Raw genomic sequence first — 17,651 nt, 5'->3', positions numbered from 1 at the left:
TTTACAAGCACTGACAGGCACTGTTGCAATCATCTTAGGGTTTAAGTATTGGATACAACCCCGAGTTTCAGCGCTACCTGTTCATGATGCACTTCTTCCATTCGTATTCCTCAACACCTTTCGGTATTTGGGCTTATCATTCATGGCCAAAGAGCAAATGTATGATGGGTTCCCAACGGATTTTCTAACGACCGTTGGGCTGCTCGATTTAACCACAGCCATTTTAGCCATCATTTCAGTAGTTGCATTGAAAAACAAATGGCGTTTTGCCATTCCGCTGGTTTGGGTTTTCAACCTCGTAGGGTTTGGAGATTTGATTACCGCTTTTCCGCAATTCTTTGGGCTAGAACTTTACAATCAAAACCTTGGCTTCATTTGGCTGATGTTTGTGACTTACGGTTTAGCCACCTTTTTAAGCCACATCTACATTTTTATCAGGCTCCTCAAAAACCTAAAAAGAAGTAAAATGAAAAATTCATCCTTAAAAGCAATCGCAATTGTGCTTTCCTTTTTGGGGCAAACAGTATTGTATGCTCAAGAAACCTACCCGGGGAAAGCCACTAAAGTAGAATCGGATATCTCCGCCAATTTCCCTTTCGAATCGAAGTTCATCAACCTAGGCAATGACACCATTCATTACGTAGAATCAGGCGAAGGCGACCCCATTCTACTGCTCCACGGCCTACCTTCCAATTTGTACATTTGGAGAAACATCATCCCTAATATTGACAGCAACAAAAAAGTAATAGCCCTAGATTTTTTGGGGTTTGGAAAGTCAAGCTTCCCGGCTGATAAAAAGGTATCCGTAGAAGTACAGTACGAGATGCTGAAGGGCTTTATTGAAGCCAAAAGGCTAAAAAATATTACCTTTTGGGTTCAAGACATTGGCTCTATTGCAGGGATGCTTTATTCCATTCGTGAGCCGCAGAATGTAAAAGGCATTGCGCTGTTCGAAGCCCCTTTTATGCCAGCGGATGTGATGTATGACCAATTGCCGTTTAGCTTCAAAGCGTTCATGAGGCTGACAAGAACCCAAAGTGGGAACGAAAAATGGATGGTAAAAAGGAACTTTGCAGGCAAAAAACTAGCGACTAATTTCTTTGCAGGGAGAAAATTGCCAAAAGAGGCTTATAAGTTCTATGCACAACCCTGGGATGAAAAAGAAAGAAGGTACGCCATAACAAACGGCCCTGACCCCGCTTCTCTATCCTTTACCAAAGGGAGAGGCAAAAGCGAATTTTCTGACTTGCTGAGCTATATTTCAAATGGCATGAAAGAATCAACTGTTCCAAAACTGTATTTCTATGCTAAAAAGGGTTTGGTAAACAGAAAAGGAGCGGTAGAATACGCCAAAGAAAACTTCAAAAATGCAACTTTCCATTATCTAGGAAAAGGAAAACATTTATTAACCGAAAGCCACCCAAAGCAAATGAGTGCTGAATTTAACCAATGGCTTAATCAACTCAATAGATAGCCTTGGCAGAACGTATTGCATAATACGTGCCCGAATGCCGGGCCGAAGCCGCTAAACTCGAGTCCACCAGACTCACAAAGCGTTGATTTTCAGTACAAAAAACTACATTCCTACTCGCAACCTTGCCCGGCAGTTTCTGTCGGGCAGGCAGGGGCGGAACCACGAAGGTAGACGTACAGCACATTTTGGGTTGGTGGGCTATAAAACCGTATTCAACTATCCAACCATTAATTTTATGCACAGCCTATTTTCCGCCTCCGTACTGCTGTTTTTCTATGCACTGCCTGCCTTCGGGCAAAGCCCACAGGGGGTACAAGCCTACTTAGGCCTTGGCATCGGCCGCTTTGCCACCTTTGGCGACTTCGCGCAAGAGCGCATGACCGAAGCGCTTCGCCCCTTCAAGTTTTCAGAAGGCAACCTGGCCACGCCCATTACCGGAGGGCAAGCGATGATGGGGGCAAACCTCAGGATCGCCCCACGGCTATCGCTTTCTTTGCAGGGCAGTTATTTCTTCCGGAAAAACGGTAAAGCCGGGCAAGACCGCACCCTCATCAGGGGCAGGGGCACTCCCGATGAAACCGTATTTGACGATTTTGAAAGCCGCCGGTCCCTGGCAGCCTTTTCAGCCGCCCTGATCGGGTATTGGAGCCTGACTCCTTCAACAGAAAGCCGGCTGGAAATCGGGACAGGGCTCGCCCACACCTTCCGGAAACACCGCTATCAGACCTTCGCTTGGTACAACTTCACTGTTGACAACCAGATCGCCCTGCTCGAAAGCACCTACAGCACCGTACGGAAAAACAGTTGGGGCATACCCTTCGGGGCTCGCTACACCAAGCCCTTATCAGAACGGCTCTCCCTGCTATGCACTTTCTTGGGCACCTTTCATTTCAATGAAGACTTCAACAGTCAGCTCACTTTTGCGCTCGGATATACGCTGTAAAACACAAAAGCCGCCCAAGATAACCTCCCGGGCGGCTCTGCAAAAAATAGATTGTCATCGGGCGCAAACCAGATTGTCGTTTTTTTGGGGGGCCTGCCCCTGCCAGCGGGCAGGTGCCGCTATGCTACGGGGCTCGCTCTTCGCTCGGCCTTATCAGGCCTGCCGCCCCTTCGCAGCGCTAGGCCAATCCTAGCATAAAACAGATGAGGCCTACACGGCAGCGGCATTAGCGCTTGTTTGGAGCAGCTGATATCCGGTGTATACCTAAGCAGCCCTAGCCAGCTAGCTCCTGCCGGATTTTGTTCAGGGCAGAACCAGCACTTACCCAGTCGATCTGAGCCTGATTGTAAGTGTGGGCCACCTCGAATTCATCCGATGAGCCATCTTTGTGGTGAAGCTTCACCGTCAGGTTTTTATCGGGTGCCATTTCGGTGAAGCCGAGGATGTCAATTTTATCATCCTGGCGTACCTTTTCGTAATCATCGGGGTTGACGAAAGTAAGCGCGAGCATGCCCTGCTTCTTCAGGTTCGTCTCGTGGATACGTGCAAAAGACTTCACGACTACCGCTTTGACGCCCAAATGGCGGGGCTCCATAGCTGCGTGCTCTCGGGAAGAGCCTTCGCCATAGTTTTCCTCACCGAACACCACGGTGCTGATGCCGGCCGCCTTGTATTTGCGGGCAGAGTCCGGTACGCCCAAGTACTCGGCTTCTTCTGCGTTATCGACATAGTTGGCCACTTTGTTCATCTCCCCGTTGAAGAAGTTGACAGCGCCGATGAAGCAATTGTTGGAGATGTTGTCTAGATGGCCACGGTACTTCAGCCAAGGGCCCGCCATGGATATGTGGTCCGTCGTACACTTACCCTTCGCTTTGATCAGCAGGCGCATGCCTTTCAGCTGCTCCTGTGTAATCGGCTCAAATGGGGTAAGGAGCTCAAGCCGGTCAGAATTGGGGTCTACTTTCACCTCAATGCCACTGCCATCCGTTGCAGGCGCTTCGTACCCTGCATCTTCCACACTAAAGCCCTTGGCTGGCAGCTCTACCCCTGTTGGCGGGTCGAGCATCACCTCCTCCCCATTTTCGTTGATGAGCTTATCGGTCATCGGGTTGAAGGTAAGGTCACCGGCAATAGCCATGGCAGTCACAATTTCCGGTGAAGCCACGAAAGAGCGCGTCTGTGGGTTGCCATCATTCCGCTTGGAGAAGTTGCGGTTGAAGGAAGTGATGATGGAGTTCGCCCGGTTGGGGTCGTCTGTGTGGCGTGCCCACTGCCCGATACAAGGGCCACAAGCATTGGCCAGCACCACGCCGCCCATCTGTTCGAAGTCTTTGAGCTGCCCATCGCGGTCTACGGTATAGCGGATCTGCTCAGAGCCCGGAGTTACCGTGAACTCAGATTTCACTTTTAGATTCTTGGCCACCGCTTGCCGGGCCAGAGATGCGGCGCGGTCCAGGTCTTCATAGGAAGAGTTGGTGCAAGAGCCGATCAGGCCCACTTCCAACTTTTGCGGGTAGTTGTTCTCTTTCACCGCTTGGGCGAACTTGGACAATGGCCAGGCCAAATCAGGCGTGTAAGGGCCATTGATATGAGGCTCAAGGGTGTTCAAATCTATTTCAATGACCTGATCGAAGTATTGCTCTGGGTTGGCATAGCATGCTGCATCTCCGGTCAGGTGCTCTTTCACCTGGTCGGCCAGCTCAGCCACATCTGCCCGTTCGGTAGCGCGCAGGTAGCGGCTCATGGCCTCATCGTACCCAAAAGTAGATGTCGTTGCGCCAATCTCTGCCCCCATATTACAGATGGTGCCTTTGCCTGTGCAAGATAAGGCTTCAGCCCCTTCGCCAAAGTACTCTACAATAGCCCCTGTGCCGCCCTTCACGGTCAGGATACCTGCCACTTTGAGGATAACGTCCTTCGCAGAAGTCCAGCCATTGAGCTTGCCTGTCAGCTTCACGCCGATCACTTTCGGCATTTTCAGCTCCCAAGGCATACCAGCCATTACGTCTACGGCATCTGCACCGCCAACGCCAATGGCCAGCATGCCCAAACCGCCTGCATTAGGGGTATGCGAGTCTGTGCCGATCATCATCCCTCCTGGGAAAGCATAGTTTTCCAAGACAATCTGATGGATGATGCCAGCCCCGGGCTTCCAGAACCCAATGCCATATTTATTGGAGACCGAGGACAAAAAGTCGTAAACCTCTTTGTTGATGTCATTTGCTTTGGCAAGGTCCTTTGCCGCGCCCTCTTCTGCCTGAATGAGGTGGTCACAGTGCACCGTAGACGGCACAGCCGCCTTGTCCCGGCCTGCCATCATAAACTGCAGCAGGGCCATCTGAGCAGTAGCGTCCTGCATAGCCACCCGGTCGGGGGCAAAGAAGACATAATCTTTCCCGCGGCTGTAGTTCCTCAGAGGGGATTCGGGGTGAAGATGGGTATAAAGGATTTTCTCAGTGAGGGTCAACGGCCGGCCGAGGGCCTGCTTCGCTTCCCCCACTCGCTTGGGCAGTGCTTCGTACACGGCCTTGATCATATCAAGATCGAATGCCATAGCAAGTGATTTTTGGATGTGTTTTAGTAAATGATTAACCGGAGGCATCTTAATGCCGCCCGCAGTTGAGGTGGTTCAATTAGCCCTGCAGCCGCCGCGCAAACTAATTGGCAAACCGAAAAACCTTTTGAGCTTGCCTTGTGCCATCGGCCGGGCGCTGGGGGCAAAACATGGCCAGCCTAAACCTATCAGGAATGTCAAAATAAAAACTTTGACCGCACCTTGGCAAGTAAAACCATATATAGAAGGCGATTGACCGAAATTTTGTTTCCTGGCACACCGCTTTTTACTCCCCTGCCTCAATGGCCCATAAATCGGGCACTGCGCGCCCCCAACAGCTTACTCTGCGAAGGTTGGGGATGCGGGGCAAACAGCTCTCGACCAAGGAGCCTCCATAGTGCTCGTACCCGCAGCGGTAATTATCCATATACAAGATTTGCCCCCCTGTATTGGCCGCCAGGCAGCCGTACTCAGCAAAGGCATTAGTATTCTGAGCGGTGGCATCCAGAAAGGTCAGGATATTGATGGTGATGTGCCTTTCGTTGAGGCGGCGGGCCCACTCGCAGATGTCCTCCCCGTTGGCCCGGCACACATTAGCCCCATCGCTGATCAGGAAGATGGATTTCCGGGTGGTATCTGTGGGCAAGAACAATTCAGGGGAAGCCTGCAGCCGCTCCAAAAGGGGGGTTGTCCCGTTGGGCGCTAAAAAACGCAGGCGGTAGCGCATATCGTACCGGCTCAGCGCCCCAACGGTATCCCAAGCCCTGGGCGCAGTGCCGCAGTCTCCATCTATGGTGCCCAGGCCAAGAGCCGTAGCCTCAGGCAGGCTGTCCAGGATGTACAACGCCGTTTGGCGCATGACCTCAAAACGGGTAGCCCCCATGCAGGGCACGCTTTCCATCACCATAGATCCGGAAATATCCAGCAAAAACAAAAGCTCATCGAAGTCAGTAAAAGCCAGCGTTTTTTTGGCCCCCACAGGCAGTGGCCCCTGAGCACTGCCAGCAGCAGCATCCTGGTTTTCATAGTATTCTGCCATACCTTCCATCCCCAGTGTATTGCGCACCAAGAAGTAGTTATGCAGTGCGCTTGCGTTCTTGGTGTCGTAGGCCACCGCCTGATCAAAGTGCCCAAGTGCCCGTATCATGTCCCTTTTATGCACATGGTAATGCCAGCCCAAGGTATCGCTGCCGTGGTCACTGCCCCCCTGATTGAGCAAGGTCGCATACCCCATAGCATTATGGTAAATGCTCAACAGCTGATGGCCGCCGAGGGCTTCCTGAGCGGCTATGCTCTGCCCTAATGCACGGATGGCATCTCCCGCCCGCCCGGCATACAACAAAATCATGCCCTGAAAAAACTGACGGGTCGCCTGCTTCTGTCCGAGCTGAGGGTCGCTCGGGCTGATCATGCCCGCGCTGCGCTGCAACAGGCTGAGCCCTTCCTCGGCTTTGCCGACCCGGCTCAATGCCATGGCCAGAGAAAGCGTAAAGTCATAATTGCCGGGCAGCAGGTGGTGGGCTCTCTCAAACTGCTGTACTGCGCTGCCGTAACGCTCCTCCCCATACAGCACCAAGCCTTTGTGATGGGCCTTGAATGCTTCCTTCTGCCCTCCTCCTGCAGGCTGAAAGGAAAAGGCGGCTAATGCCAAGCACAAAATCCCCCCAATCCATAAATATCGCATGTAGGTTTATTTTCTTGCTCAGGCCTGCTCCGCCAGCTCCATCCATCGGAGCTCCTGCTCCTCGAGCGCTTCGTTGAGGGCAGCCAGTTTTTTGGAAAGCTCCGTGATTTCTTCAGGGCCCAGGCTGCTGTCGTTGAACTGCTCAGTAAGGGCGGCCTTTTCCTCTTCCAATTTCAAAATTTTCTTTTCCAGCCGTTTCAGCTCCTTGCGCTCTTCCTGGCTCAAGGCCGAAGGTGCCGCCTTGGCGGGCTTCACTGTTTTCTGCTTCTGCTCTTCTACTTCCCGCTCCTGACGCCGGCGCTCCCGGTCTTCCTGCAGGCGGACTTCCCGGTATTCGGTATAGTTGCCGGGGAAATCGCGGATGTGCCCCTGCCCTTCAAAAACGAACAGGTGCTCGACAATCTTGTCCATGAAGTAGCGGTCGTGAGAGACAATGATGATACAGCCGGGAAAATCGAGCAGGAAGTCTTCCAAGACGTTCAGCGTAATGATGTCTAAATCGTTGGTCGGCTCATCTAGGATGAGGAAGTTGGGGTTTTCCATCAGCACCGTAAGCAGGTACAAACGGCGGCGTTCGCCCCCGCTGAGCTGAGAAACGTAGACCTGCTGCTGCTTACGGTTGAAAAGGAAGCGCTCGAGCAGCTGTGGGGCGGTCAGCTTCTGCCCCTTTTCCAAAGGGATGAACTCCGCTATATCCTGTACCACATCAATAACCCGGCGGTCGCTTGCCAGTTGGATGCCATCTTGCGTGTAGTAGCCAAAAACGGTGTTGCCGCCTAAGACCACTTTGCCCGTATCCGTGCGCAGCTCTTTGGTGAGCAGCTTCAAAAAGGTCGTTTTGCCTGCTCCGTTGGGGCCCACAATGCCCACTCTTTCGCCTTTCCTGAACTTGTAAGAAAAGCCTTCGACCAGTACCTTCTCCCCGTAGGACTTGCCGATGTTATGCGCCTCCAGGATTTTCTTGCCCATGCGCTGCCCCTTGATGTCAATGCGCATTTCGTCATTGCTGCGCACCTGCTCTACTTCCTCCTTCAAGTCTTCAAATGCGCTGACACGCGACTTTGCTTTGGTGCCGCGGGCTTTAGGCATCCGCCTAACCCAGTTCAGCTCTCGCTTGAGAAGTTTTTTGGCTTTATCCAGCTCTGCGGCCTCTACCTCGTGGCGGGTGGTTTTCTTTTCTAGAAAATCGGAGTAGCTGCCCGTATAACGGTAAAGCTGCCCCTGATCGAGCTCGACGATGATATTGCAGACCCGCTCCAGGAAGTAGCGGTCGTGGGTCACCATGAACAGGGTAATGCGAGGCTGCTGCAGGTACTCCTCCAGCCATTCTATCATATCCAGGTCGAGGTGGTTGGTAGGCTCGTCGAGGATGAGGAATTCGGGCTCCTCAATGATGAGCTTAGCCAGGGCCAGGCGTTTCTTCTGCCCTCCGGAAAGGTTCCTCACCAACTGATTCAGGTCGCTGACCTCCAGCTTGGTCAGCACTTCCCGGATACGGGCCTCAAAGTCCCAAGCCTTGAGGTCGTCCATTTTGGCAATAGCCTGGTGCATAGCCTCAGTATCGTTCGGGAAAAGCATGGCATATTCATAATCCCGCACCGCACGGATCATGGCGTTGTCAGAATCCAAAACAGCTTCGAGAATGGTATGCTCCTCAAAGAACTCGGGGTCTTGGTTCAGAAAGCCAATACGGACATCGCGGTGGAGGTAGACGCTAGCAGCTTCGCCCTCGGCGGGCTCTTCCCCTGCAATGACGCGCAGGAGGGTTGTTTTGCCAGAGCCGTTCTTGGCAACAAGGGCGACCTTTTGCCCTTGATTGACCTGCAGGGCGATATTGTCGAAGAGGACTTTCTCTCCGTACATTTTAGTCACATTTTCCAGATTCAGGTAGTTCACAGGCCGTTGTTTTTGCTATCGGGCAAAGGTAGTAAATCGCTGCGTCGCACAGATACTCAAAAGGCTCCCCAAGCAAATGCCGAGAAGCCTTTTGAGCTAGATGCACCCTACCGCCTAACGGCTGGCACTGAGCATATCATGCATGATCGCCAGGGTCTCTTTCAGGTAGATGTCCTTGGCTACATTTTCCAGCCACTCGTCATTGCGGGCTTTCTTGGACTCGTCCGCTTCAATGCCCGCCACATCTTGGGGCAGGTTCTCGATACCGGTCAGCACATCCTCGTCCAATAAGTCGTCAAAGCTGTCAGACTGCTCCTGACGCTCCGCTACCATTTCCTGATAGTCTTTCAGGCCTAGCGGATAGGAAGTATCCTCCCGCTGCGTCTCTACGCGCTTGGCATTGGCCAGTATTTTCTGGAATACCGGAGAAGCGGCCATACGGGCTTCGCTCTTGGCCCGCAAAGCCTCCACATTATCCACCTTATAGACCTCCTGATCATAGGCCACCGGCTCTATCTCTGTCCACTCCATAGCGTACTCCCGGTCGCGCTCGCCGGTTTTGATGTAGTAGAAATTATCTGGCAGGATGATATCAGGCGTTACCCCTTTCAACTGAGTGGAGCCACCGTTGACACGGTAAAACTTCTGCGTGGTCAGCTTGATCTCCCCAAGCGGCTTAAGCTCGCTGTAGCCGCGCACTGTCCGGTCAAGGTCCACAAACCGCTGAACCGTCCCTTTGCCAAAAGTAGATGGGCTGCCGACAATCACTGCACGGTTGTAATCCTGAAGGGCTGCTGCCAAGATTTCGGAAGCTGAAGCACTGTAAGAATTGACCATGACCACAAGGGGGCCGTCATATTGCACTCTGCTGTCTACATCCTTGAGCACTTCAGGGGCAGTACCTCGGGATTTCACCTGCACAATTGGGCCTTTTTCAATAAAGAGCCCCGACATTTTGACTACATCCCGCAAAGAACCGCCACCGTTGTAGCGTAGATCGAGGATGATGCCGTCCACGCCCTGAGCATTGAGCTTCTCAATTTCTGTCTCGACATCCTTAGCGCAGAAGCGGCCGTCACGGTTTTGGAAATCGGCATAAAAGGAAGGGAGGAGGATATACCCGATACGCTCCCCTTCTACCTCTCCGTCTAGGATCAACGATTTGGCATATTGCTCTTCCAGCACCACCACATCACGAGTAATCGTGATCTCCTGAACCGAGCCATCGATTTTTTTGACAGTCAGCGTCACCGCTGTCCCTTTATCGCCCCGTATGAGCTGCACCACATCATCGATGACCATGCCGGTGATATCTACCGGCTCTTCTTCTTTTTCCTGACGGACCTTCATGATCACATCATTTTCCTCCAGCTCTTTTTGTTTCCAGGCCGGGCCGCCTACAACTACGCGGACCACCTTGGTATAGTCTCCTTCTGTGCGGAGGCTGGCACCGATGCCTTCTAAGCGGCCGCTGAAGCGGATGTCAAAGTTTTCTTTATCAATAGGCTTGTAATATTCGGAGTGGGGATCGTAGATATGGGTGAAGGTGTTGAGGTACACGCTGAGGCGGTCTTCACGCTTCAGTTTGCGCATGCGCCCGTACCAGTCATCGAAAAATTCCAAGACTTCGCCCCTAACTTCTTCCTCCAGTTCTTCGAAGGTGCGCTCAGGAGCTTCTTCGCCCTTTTCTTCCTGAGCCTTCAGCTTGTTGGACAAACGCTCTACCGCTTCGTATTGGAGATATTGGCGCCAGTACTCCTTCAGCTCTTCGTCATTTTTGGCGAAAGCCTTTTTATCGCCATCCAGTTCTATCTCCTCCCCTTCATCGTAGTTGAAAGGCGATTGCAACAGCTCCCGGTAGATGCCCTGCGTCTTATCGAGGGATGCCTCCAGCAGCTCCACCGACAAATTGAAGAACTCGAAAGAGCCCGCATTGGCCTGATCATCGATCTGGCTCTTATACATTTCGAGCTTTGCGATGTCCTCCTGAGTGAGGAACCTGCGCCCCGCGTCAATCTGATCAAGGTAGAAATCAAAAACCTGGGCGGAGAAATCGTCGTTCAGCGATTTGGGCTGATAGTGCAACTGCTCGAAACCAGTCAGCATAGCCCGCATGAGGACGGCCTCCTTCTCTACGTTATCCACACGCATTGGCAGGTAAGCAGCCACGAGGAGCCCTACCAGCAATACGGAAAAAAATATCTGGCCTCTGTACTTCATAATGATTTTCTTTATTGACATGCTTGTCCGTTCGGGTTTTACACTGTTGCCACAGCAGGGCATTACGGGCAGAACAAGCTTGTTTTTGGAAGGTTTACAGCTTTGTATTGGCAAATACTGCCCAAATACCGCATTAAATATACTTTTTCCAACCCAAAAAGTTGGCAAAGGCTGCTTGCACACTTCCGCTTTAACGGAACCGTAACACAATATCCATAGGCGATCCTTGGGCTTCGCAACCGCTGAGCAGCCACTTCTGAAAACGAAATGAGCCCCGAGGAAGTATCCGCCGGGGCTCATTTTTTCTATAGCTTATAGCCTTGGTTTACAGCAGTGGCGCAATCACCAGTGCAACCACAGACATCAGCTTGAGCAGGATGTTGAGGGAGGGGCCGGAGGTATCCTTGAAGGGGTCCCCTACAGTGTCACCTACAACCGTTGCTTTGTGCGGGTCTGAGCCTTTGTAGTACATCTCACCGTTGATCTCAACGCCTTCTTCGAACATCTTCTTAGCGTTGTCCCATGCACCACCAGCATTAGACTGGAAGATAGCCATGAGCACGCCCGTTACAGTAACGCCAGCAAGAAGGCCACCGAGCATTTCTGCGCCCAGTTGGCTGCCAAGGCCTATCAGTCCAGGTGTAAGGCCAACCACGACCGGCGCCAATACAGCCAACAGGCCAGGGCGTACCATTTCGCGGATAGAAGCTGCAGTAGAAATTTCTACACACTTGCCATACTCTGCCTTGCCGTCAGCGGCTTCGAAGGTCTTCTGATCTGCATCGCTCCATTCTTTGAAGTCTTTGTCGCCATTTTTGCGCATGACATCAAGCGCGGCAGTCAGCTCGGGTATCGTCTTGAACTGACGGCGCACCTCCTGTATCATATCCATGGCTGCGCGGCCTACTGCGCCCATAGAAAGGGCAGAGAACAGGAATGGCAGCATGCCACCTACGAAAAGGGCAGCCATCACATAAGGGCTAGTGATGTTGATGCTCGTCAGTTTCGCGTCAGGGTGGCTGAGGTTGTAAGCCGTGATGAAGGCCGCGAAGAGTGCAAGGGCAGTCAGTGCTGCAGAGCCAATCGCAAAACCTTTTCCAATGGCAGCTGTAGTGTTGCCTACTGCATCGAGCTTATCGGTACGGCCACGCACCTCACTTGGCAGCTCGGCCATCTCAGCGATACCGCCTGCGTTGTCAGAAATCGGGCCGTAGGCATCAACTGCCAGCTGAATGCCGGTATTAGAAAGCATGCCCACTGCAGCAATCGCAATGCCATAAAGGCCCGCAAACGAGTAAGCGCCCACAATAGCTACTGCCAGAATAAGGATGGGGATAGCGGTAGACTGCATGCCCACGCCCAAGCCCGCGATGATGTTCGTCGCAGAGCCTGTGAGCGACTGATCTACAATGCTCTTTACTGGCTTGGTGCCTGTGCCTGTGTAATATTCTGTGATCATACCAATGAGCAGCCCGCCGGCCAGGCCGAAAATTACTGCCCAGAAAACGCCCATAGCAGAGTATGCTGTCCCTTCAAAGGTCCAGCTTGCTGGCAGCATCCACTTTACGATCAAGAAAGTCGCAACCAGCATCATGCCGGCAGACAAGAACTCTCCCCGGTTGAGGGCTTTTTGCGGGTCGCCGCCTTCCTTCACCCGCACAAAGAAAGTGCCGATGATAGACGTCACAATCCCTACGCTCGCCAGGACCAGAGGCAGCAGCACGGCGTTCAGGCCGCCAAACTCATTAGAGTTCTCATACCCTGTCAGGCCTATGAATGCAGCTCCCAATACCATCGTACCGATGATAGACCCTACATAAGACTCAAACAGGTCAGCGCCCATACCGGCCACGTCACCTACGTTGTCGCCCACGTTGTCCGCAATCGTTGCTGGGTTCAGGGGGTGGTCCTCAGGGATGCCAGCCTCAACTTTACCTACCAGGTCGGCGCCTACGTCAGCTGCTTTGGTGTAAATACCACCGCCTACACGTGCAAAAAGGGCAATAGAGGATGCTCCAAAAGAGAAGCCTGTAATGACGGTAATGACGCGGTTTACATCCCAACCGATGCTGGAATAAGCCAAAAAGAGCACGCCAAGGCCAACTACGCCAAGGCCAACTACGCCAAGGCCCATCACAGAGCCGCCTGCGAAAGCGATTTCCAAGGCTTTGCCGAGCCCAGTACGCGCAGCATTGGTAGTGCGCACGTTAGCCTTTGTCGCTACGCGCATGCCAATATACCCTGCCAGGGCAGAGCAAATCGCGCCCAGTACGAAAGAGAGGGCGATCAGAGGGGAAGAATCCGGTGTATTGCCGCTGATGCCGAGCAAGATAGCCACCGCTGCCACAAAAATAGCCAGCACCCGGTACTCTGCTTTCAGGAAGGCCATTGCGCCATTAGCGATGTTCTCCGCAATACGCCCCATCCGCTCTGTGCCTACCTCCTGCTTGGAGACCCAGGCTGACCGCCAGAAGGTGTACAGCAGTGCCAGTACACCAAACGCCGGAACCAAATAAGTAATCGTTTGACCCATTGTTGTTTTTTGTTTAAAGTGATACGAACATCGGGGTTTTCGTTTTGCACCCCTAATCGAGTTAACTTTGGAGCACCAAGGTGCCTTTCCCAAAGCTAATTTGGTCAGCTCTCTTTTTTTGGAGCTCCCATTTACAGCGGGGCAAAGCTAACGTTATTTTGTTTTTTGTCCAACTCAACCAACAGGAATACGAAGGGCCCTGCCCTTTCCAATACCGCTAATCTCGATCTATATGCTGTTCTTTTTGCTATTCCCCCTCCTCGCCAGCCTGGCCGCCCCCGCTGATCAACCTACAGATTGCAGCTTTCATCGGCTGGAGCTGGGGCAGTTCGGCCCGTGCAACGACAACGGTACACTAGACTGGAAAGATGATACCTTTACAGCCAGCCTCACCCTGGGCTATACCAGCCGGCCGGCACAGGGCTTTTTGCTCATCAGCAGCCGTCAGCTTATGGATACCCTTGCCATACCTGTAGGCCAGCTCCCGGCATCCGCCGAAAGGTACACCTTGGAAAAAGTGGCTTTCCAGGCCGGGCAGCAGCGGCAGCGCATCAGCCTCAAAGCCTGGTTTTCCGATGCGCCTGACTGCGCCCGCTCCAACCCAGATGCCGGGAAGTCCCGCGAACAGTGCTCTGTCTGCGCAGGCCCGCCGGGCACTACCGGACAGCGCTACCCGGAGTGCTGGCCCGTACAGGCCACTGCTCAGCCTTGCACCCAATCAGTCAATTATGCCCCCGACCCCGACTATCCGGAGCTCACCCCGCTAAGGTACATGCAGGTCATTGTCCATATTTTCCAAAAGGAGGACCCGGATCAGCTTGGGCAGTGGGCCCCTCACCCTACAGACCCTGCCAACTTCACGGAAGCCCACCTGCCCATCATCCGCAGCTGGTTTGATGACCCGAAGGGCGTCAATGGGCTGCTGAGCAACCTCTGCGATGACCCCACCGATGCTTCTCCACACATGACTGACGCCAGGGTGAGGCTGCTCAATACCGGCACCCCCGGCAAGGATGTCTTTTTCCACCCCGACAACCGGGGCTGGGGCATCGGCTATTCCGGATGTAAACCCGGCGGGTACAGCTACTGGTACAAAGTAGCTGACCGGTACATCGAAAACCCTTCCCCCCAACACCCCGATTACGAGGCCCTCAGCGCCCCACAGACCCAAAACGCTTTCCATGTTTTCGTCACGGCTGGCAAATGGCAGGCTGAGCCGCCCGGCGACCCACGCATCCCAGACGACAACGACTGCTACTGGCCTTGTGGCGGCGGGCTGACCTCCTCTATGGGCTGTGTGGACGGCCAGGTCCCCGATCACCCTGCGCAGGCCATGTTCGGTACCTACAATATATGGCTGCATGGCAATACCCCGGGCGAGCAGGCCTGTGAGATCGACTACCCTGGCTCGGATGCAGGGCTGGGGGAAAATTTGCTCGGGGAGATATTCCACGTGCTCTCGCTAGACCACCTCAGCCCGTTGCAAGCGCACAAACGGCACCCTGATGGCGGGGACGGCTGCAGTGATACGCCATGGAAATCAGATTATAACCGCCTGGGCTGCAATATCCCCGGCCGCTGTGCCTTGTCTCAATGCCAGATTGGGCGCATGCTCCATTTCTTCTCCGAGCTCAAGCCGAGCTTTGAGCGGTTCCCCGACGGGCAGGGTGGATTTTCAGCTTTCCCTTCCCCTTGTGCCCCTACACAACCGCCGCTCGTCGTTCCAGAAGGGGCTGATATTACTTGGAGCGCTCCGCAAGAGCTCCGCTCAGGGCTCGTCATTTCAGCAGGAGCACGCCTCACTATCGACTGCAAGCTGGGCATGCCAGCTGGAGCAGGCATCACTGTAAAGCCGGGCGGGGAGCTGGTGCTGAACGGCGGACAGATCTACAGCCGCTGCAAAGAACGCCCTTGGGCCGGGCTATCTTGCCAAGGGCGCTTCCAGGCCAGTGGCGGGGCGGTGATCGAATACGCGGAAAAACTGCTCCTGCTCCCCGGCGGGCAAGCCGAGGTTAACGATGCTTTGTTCTTTAAATGCAGTAATACGCCAGCCTCCTGGTGCGGCCAGGACGGCAACATCTGCATAGACTGAGCAATGCTGCTGACGGCCTCTCTTTGTGGTCACTCTTCCATCCAGACTACCTTCTCCGCTATAGGGCCGCGTTTGCCGGGCAGCTCAGGAAGATTGTGATACCCCATGAAGAAAAGCCCCAGGCAGCGCTCGCCGGGGGCAAGCTGCAATAGGCCAGGGCTTTCCTGCAACATTTTGGCAGAGCTCCAGTAACTGCCTATACCGTGGGCGGTACAAGTAAGCCACATATTCTGCACCGCGCATGCAGTAGCAGCTATCTCCTCCCATTCCGGCACCCGCTCTTCGGCATCGCGCTGCATACAAATGGCGATCACACAGCCCGACTGCCGGGGCTTTTGCTTGTTCTTGTCATACTTTTTTTCTGAAAAAGCTTCGGCTGGAGTAGCTGCTCTATACAGCTCTGCCAAGGCGTCGCCCAAGCGCTCCAATGCAGCTCCTGTAAATACCCGGAACCGCCAAGGCTCCGTGAATTTATGGGTAGGCGCCCAGTTGGCATTTTCCAACACCTCCTCAATAACCGCCTTGGGGATGGGCTTTGGGATATACGTCTTCGGAAAGATCGCGCGGCGGCCGCGGATGAGCTCGGCGGCATCTTTTGGGTTCATCATATGTCGATACAAGGTAGCCGCTGCTGATGCAGCAAGCTTTTAGTGATAAAAATTGCTCCAACAGAAGCCTAATTTAAAAGGTACAGACCAAGCTGCCGTTTCTTGGGGCCTGCCCAGCTTGCTTCACGTGATGGGCTTGCCCCCTCCGCAAGGATAGGGGCCTGCCCCTGCCTGACAGCAGGTGCCGCTATGCTCCGGGGCTCGCTCCTCGCTCGGCCCTACCGGGCTGGCCACCCCTTCGCAGCGCTAGGCCGTGCCAGCCAGGGCATTTTGGCTTACGCCTTTTTGAAGGGGCCATAGCAGACAACAGGCCTAAGCAAAACCTAAAACCGCTCCAGCTCCTTTAAACTGATGCGGCCCTCGTATATGGCCTTGCCTATGATGGCCCCGTAACAGCCCAGCTCGCGCAGGGCTTCCAAGTCGCCCATAGTAGTAACCCCACCGCTCGCAATCAGGTTTAGGGCAGGGAAGCGGTCCCGGATTGCTCCGTACAGCTCTAGGGAAGTGCCCTGCAATAAGCCATCCTTAGATACATCCGTACAGATGGTGTAGCGTATGCCTTCTTCTTGGTAGCGCTCCAAAAAAGGGAAAAGGGGCAAATCGCTTTCTTCTTGCCAGCCGCTAACCGCGACCTTCCCATTTTTTACGTCCGACCCGAGGATGATGCGCGATGCGCCATGCTGTGCCAGCCAACCTTTGAAGGTTTCCGGGTCTTTGACCGCAATCGTCCCGCCTGTAACCTGTTGTGCCCCGCATTCAAAAGCGATACGCAGGTCTTCATCGGACTTGAGGCCTCCGCCAAAATCAATGTGCAGGCTGGTCTTGGATGCCATTTTCTCCAATACCGCATGGTTCACAATCCGCTCGGCTTTGGCGCCATCCAAATCTACCAGATGAAGCCGCTGAAGGCCATGGGCTTCATAGGCTTTCGCCACCTCAAGGGGGTCTTCATTGTAGACTTTTTTCTGGCTGTAATCGCCTTGCGTCAGCCGCACGCACTTACCGTCAATAATATCTATGGCGGGGATGAGGAACATAACCGGAAATAGCTTTACAAGTTGAGGAATTGCTGCAGTATAGCCGCACCGGCAGCACCCGACTTTTCCGGGTGGAACTGTGTGGCCATAAAGTTGCCTTTGCGCAAAGCTGCACTAAAAGGCTGCACATAGTCAGTGGTTGCAATCGTGTAGGGGCCGGACTCTACAAAGTAGCTGTGCACGAAGTAGACATACTCCTTTTCCAGTTCAGGGGAGAAGAGGGCCGGATCGAGGTTATAAATGCTGTTCCAGCCCATATGGGGTATTTTCTCCCCTTCCTTGGGCTTAAACCGGACGACCTGCTGAGGGATGATGCCCAAGCATTCGGTGTCATTCTCTTCCGAATGGGCACAAAGCAATTGCATACCCAGGCAAATGCCCAGCACGGGCTGCTCCAGCCCCCGTATCACCTCGTCCAGGCCGCGTTCCCGCAGGTAGCCCATAGTGGTATTGGCCTCCCCCACCCCGGGGAAGATGACCTTATCTGCCGAACGGATGGTTTCCGGGTCGCTGCTCAGGGCAGCCTCCACGCCGAGGCGCTGCAATGCGAACAAGACAGACTGCACGTTGCCGGCGTTGTAATCGATGATGGTTACTTTCATGCGTCAAA

General features: G+C 53.7%; 11 protein-coding genes. 3 read left to right on the top strand and 8 right to left on the bottom strand.

Annotated elements, in window-relative coordinates; translation table 11 throughout:
- The coding region (locus FRY97_RS05955) for an alpha/beta fold hydrolase (protein WP_147166522.1) at positions 1-1,474 on the top strand (1,474 nt) is incomplete at its 5' end.
- Positions 1,475-1,709: 235 nt separating this feature from the next.
- Positions 1,710-2,417 carry a hypothetical protein gene (locus FRY97_RS05950; RefSeq protein ID WP_147166521.1) on the top strand — a complete coding sequence of 236 codons (708 nt, stop codon included), beginning with the start codon at positions 1,710-1,712 and terminating at the stop codon, positions 2,415-2,417.
- Positions 2,418-2,691: 274 nt separating this feature from the next.
- On the opposite strand, the gene FRY97_RS05945 is transcribed toward FRY97_RS05950, so the two are convergent.
- The 5 genes from FRY97_RS05945 to FRY97_RS05925 form a co-directional block, all read right to left on the bottom strand.
- Positions 2,692-4,971 (bottom strand): aconitate hydratase, encoded by a 2,280-nt coding sequence (locus tag FRY97_RS05945; RefSeq protein WP_147166520.1) that lies wholly within the window; start codon positions 4,969-4,971, stop codon positions 2,692-2,694.
- Between the two features lie 286 nt (positions 4,972-5,257).
- Positions 5,258-6,655, bottom strand: coding sequence for a vWA domain-containing protein (locus tag FRY97_RS05940; protein WP_147166519.1), 1,398 nt, complete (start codon positions 6,653-6,655; stop codon positions 5,258-5,260).
- Between the two features lie 18 nt (positions 6,656-6,673).
- Positions 6,674-8,551, bottom strand: a complete 1,878-nt coding sequence (locus FRY97_RS05935) for an ABC-F family ATP-binding cassette domain-containing protein (protein ID WP_147166518.1) — start codon at positions 8,549-8,551, stop codon at positions 6,674-6,676.
- Between the two features lie 114 nt (positions 8,552-8,665).
- Complete coding sequence (locus FRY97_RS05930) at positions 8,666-10,792, bottom strand: carboxy terminal-processing peptidase (RefSeq protein WP_246141587.1); 2,127 nt, start codon at positions 10,790-10,792, stop codon at positions 8,666-8,668.
- 304 nt (positions 10,793-11,096) lie between these two features.
- A complete protein-coding gene (locus FRY97_RS05925; protein WP_147166517.1) occupies positions 11,097-13,304 on the bottom strand; it encodes a sodium-translocating pyrophosphatase in 2,208 nt (735 codons plus the stop codon).
- 232 nt (positions 13,305-13,536) lie between these two features.
- Between FRY97_RS05925 and FRY97_RS05920 the strand changes: the two genes are divergently transcribed.
- Entirely contained in the window at positions 13,537-15,396 is a 1,860-nt protein-coding gene (locus FRY97_RS05920) for a hypothetical protein (protein WP_147166516.1), read from the top strand.
- A gap of 29 nt (positions 15,397-15,425) precedes the next feature.
- On the opposite strand, the gene FRY97_RS05915 is transcribed toward FRY97_RS05920, so the two are convergent.
- The 3 genes from FRY97_RS05915 to hisH form a co-directional block, all read right to left on the bottom strand.
- Entirely contained in the window at positions 15,426-16,004 is a 579-nt protein-coding gene (locus FRY97_RS05915; protein WP_211356819.1) for a nitroreductase family protein, read from the bottom strand.
- Between the two features lie 323 nt (positions 16,005-16,327).
- A complete protein-coding gene (hisA, locus tag FRY97_RS05910; protein WP_147166515.1) occupies positions 16,328-17,041 on the bottom strand; it encodes a 1-(5-phosphoribosyl)-5-[(5-phosphoribosylamino)methylideneamino]imidazole-4-carboxamide isomerase in 714 nt (237 codons plus the stop codon).
- A gap of 14 nt (positions 17,042-17,055) precedes the next feature.
- A complete protein-coding gene (gene hisH / locus FRY97_RS05905) occupies positions 17,056-17,643 on the bottom strand; it encodes an imidazole glycerol phosphate synthase subunit HisH (RefSeq protein ID WP_147166514.1) in 588 nt (195 codons plus the stop codon).
- Between the last annotated feature and the right edge of the window lie 8 nt (positions 17,644-17,651).

It is taken from the genome of Phaeodactylibacter luteus (assembly GCF_007993045.1).
Classification (GTDB): domain Bacteria; phylum Bacteroidota; class Bacteroidia; order Chitinophagales; family Saprospiraceae; genus Phaeodactylibacter; species Phaeodactylibacter luteus.
Note: the sequence above shows the minus strand (reverse complement) of the source record. Positions and strands in the feature narration are given on the sequence as shown.

Excerpts from the sequence above, each read along its gene's own strand:
- FRY97_RS05915 (WP_211356819.1), bottom strand. The coding sequence starts at position 16,004 with ATGATGAACCCAAAAGATGCCGCCGAGCTCATCCGCGGCCGCCGCGCG.
- FRY97_RS05930 (WP_246141587.1), bottom strand. The coding sequence starts at position 10,792 with ATGTCAATAAAGAAAATCATTATGAAGTACAGAGGCCAGATATTTTTT.
- FRY97_RS05950 (WP_147166521.1), top strand. The coding sequence starts at position 1,710 with ATGCACAGCCTATTTTCCGCCTCCGTACTGCTGTTTTTCTATGCACTG.
- FRY97_RS05925 (WP_147166517.1), bottom strand. The coding sequence starts at position 13,304 with ATGGGTCAAACGATTACTTATTTGGTTCCGGCGTTTGGTGTACTGGCA.
- hisA (WP_147166515.1), bottom strand. The coding sequence starts at position 17,041 with ATGTTCCTCATCCCCGCCATAGATATTATTGACGGTAAGTGCGTGCGG.
- hisH (WP_147166514.1), bottom strand. The coding sequence starts at position 17,643 with ATGAAAGTAACCATCATCGATTACAACGCCGGCAACGTGCAGTCTGTC.
- FRY97_RS05940 (WP_147166519.1), bottom strand. The coding sequence starts at position 6,655 with ATGCGATATTTATGGATTGGGGGGATTTTGTGCTTGGCATTAGCCGCC.
- FRY97_RS05920 (WP_147166516.1), top strand. The coding sequence starts at position 13,537 with ATGCTGTTCTTTTTGCTATTCCCCCTCCTCGCCAGCCTGGCCGCCCCC.
- FRY97_RS05945 (WP_147166520.1), bottom strand. The coding sequence starts at position 4,971 with ATGGCATTCGATCTTGATATGATCAAGGCCGTGTACGAAGCACTGCCC.